We start from the raw sequence: 2,134 nt of genomic DNA, 5'->3' as shown, positions 1-2,134 counted from the left end.
TTGCTTAATGCGGGTGACAACGCCATCGTCCTCGGTGGCAATTCGCTGCTTTAACCACCTGACTCCGTAAGCGCAAGGCAGCCCTGCAACGGCATTCAAGTCTTTGATTGAAACGGGAACGCCAAAAAACAGCGGTAGCTCTGACGAATCACCTGCCAGCCGTTCAGTTTTAGCTCTGGCATCCGCGATCGCCTGTTCTGCGGCGATCGCTACATAGCTACCTAGCTGAGGATTCAACTGCTCAATCCGCCGCAGGTAAAGCTCAGTTAGCTCTAGCGGTGAGATGTCCTTACTGCGAATTAGCCGCGCTTGTTCTAGAGCGGGCATAAATGCCAAATCGACCGAGTTCATCGTCTTTATCCAAGGCAACTACTGCTGTGACTGTAGCGAAGACTGCCTAGTTTCTCCCTGAACTGCCTAAAGTTTTTAGAGTTTCCCAGGTTAGACGAGAATCTGTCAGGTTGGAATCTGAGGCCTTACTCACGCTGACTGCGATTATGCGTACCTGCGCGTGAAGAGCGGCGGCGTTGGTACCACTTCCGCTGCAACTTCGGTATACAGCGCTTCGAGCTGAGAAATATTGTCGCTGAGGGTGTAGCGCTCTTCCACTCGTCGGCGGGCGTTCTGACCCAGCAGCTCCGTCCAGGCGGCGTGGTCCCGCAGTTGGGGCAGCAGCGTCTTTAACTGTGTCGCTACTCCCTGAGTCTTCAGGATGACCCCGGCTTCGTGCTCTAAAACTTCGCCGTCTGCTCCGGCATCGGTGGCAACGCAGGCAACCCCACACGCCATTGCCTCCAGCAGCGACAGGGAGAGACCCTCCACTAGCGAAGGCAGAATAAACACATCGCAGCCGCGCAAGATTTCGATGCGACGACGCTCATTGGCAATGAAGCCAAACCAGATAATGCCATGCTCTGGACCATAGAACGGAATCAGTGAGGCAGCCAGGGGACCATGATTTCCTACGATCGCAAGCTTCGCTGTCTCACCCATGCGCGATTGCTTCCAGGCTTTCAGCAGCGACTCCACGTTCTTTTCTGGAGAAATGCGTCCCTGGTAAAGAAATACGCGATCGACGCCCAATTCCGTCTTTAAGCTGGATGGACCCGGCGAGTACTTGTCAATGTCTACCCCGTTGGGAATAACCGCTAAGCGGGAGGCAGGCACACCAAGCTGAATCAGCACCTCACGCTGAAGATGTGAGAACACGATGACGCGATCGTACTTCGCCAGCGAGGGTGCATAAAGCTGGTACATCAGGTATTGCGTGCTGGACGTGAGGTTCCGCAGCTTGCGATCAAACGGTGGATGGAACGTTGCCACCAGCGGTAGATTCAATTCCTGGCAAATTTCGGGTAGATAAAAATCTAGCGGTGAGAGCGTCAGTGAGGCATGAACCACATCGGGTCGTGGCACCAACGCCCGCAGCGCCTGCTCTAGCACTTTGCGCGATCGTAGCGACGGCAGCGTGTAAATCTGCGACTTGTAGAGAAACGGAATCGGAATTTCCTGAAAGTCGGGCCAGTTGTCAGGAGCGGCTTCTTCTTGGGCGAAGTGGAAAAAGCTAACCCTGTGGTCTCGGTCTAGCAACGCATTCGTGACTTCTCGACTGTAGGTGACATTGCCACAGAATGGCGATTTTTTTCCAAGCCACGCAATATGCATCCAGACCTCGCGAACATCAATATTTCCACGCCCAAGCCGACTCCGCACGGTGCTGGAATCGATTTGGGATTAAGGTCAGCCTACCAAAATCACGATAGAGCGATTAAGGCTCGATTGATCCTGTACGGGAAATATACCAGGTAAAGATACTCCCTGCTACGACCAACACCGCAAGACCTAGGAAGACGACATGCACACCCAGGAACGTTTCAGCAACTCCCGTTAGTGCCAGCGGCAGACTCAAGGCAATGTTAATGGCGTTATTCTGCAAGCCAAAGACCTTACCACGCATTGCTTCCGGCGTTTCTTCCTGAATTGCCGTCTGCATCGGGATACCAATGATCGCGGCACAAGCGCCCAGAAGCGCAATCAGCACCAGTGCAGGCACCAGCCGTTCCGCAAAGATCGACAGTCCCAGCAGCGAGGATGCCATGCCGATCGAGCCGTACAGTCCGAGTCGTGCGTGAGA

General features: G+C 54.2%; 2 protein-coding genes and 1 pseudogene. All 3 read right to left on the bottom strand.

The window, feature by feature from the left end; genetic code table 11:
- Positions 1 to 351: amidase family protein (locus H6F43_RS11925; protein WP_242025536.1), on the bottom strand; the 351-nt coding region annotated here is incomplete at its 3' end.
- A 144-nt stretch (positions 352 to 495) separates the two neighbouring features.
- The gene (locus tag H6F43_RS11920) at positions 496 to 1,665 is read right to left on the bottom strand and encodes a glycosyltransferase family 4 protein (protein WP_190342977.1); all 1,170 of its coding nucleotides are present in this window, start codon (positions 1,663 to 1,665) and stop codon (positions 496 to 498) included.
- A gap of 103 nt (positions 1,666 to 1,768) precedes the next feature.
- Positions 1,769 to 2,134 (bottom strand): annotated as a pseudogene (locus H6F43_RS11915) (arabinose efflux permease); the annotation flags it as partial.

Source organism: Leptolyngbya sp. FACHB-36, assembly GCF_014695955.1.
Taxonomy (GTDB): domain Bacteria; phylum Cyanobacteriota; class Cyanobacteriia; order Leptolyngbyales; family Leptolyngbyaceae; genus FACHB-36.
Note: the sequence above shows the minus strand (reverse complement) of the source record. Positions and strands in the feature narration are given on the sequence as shown.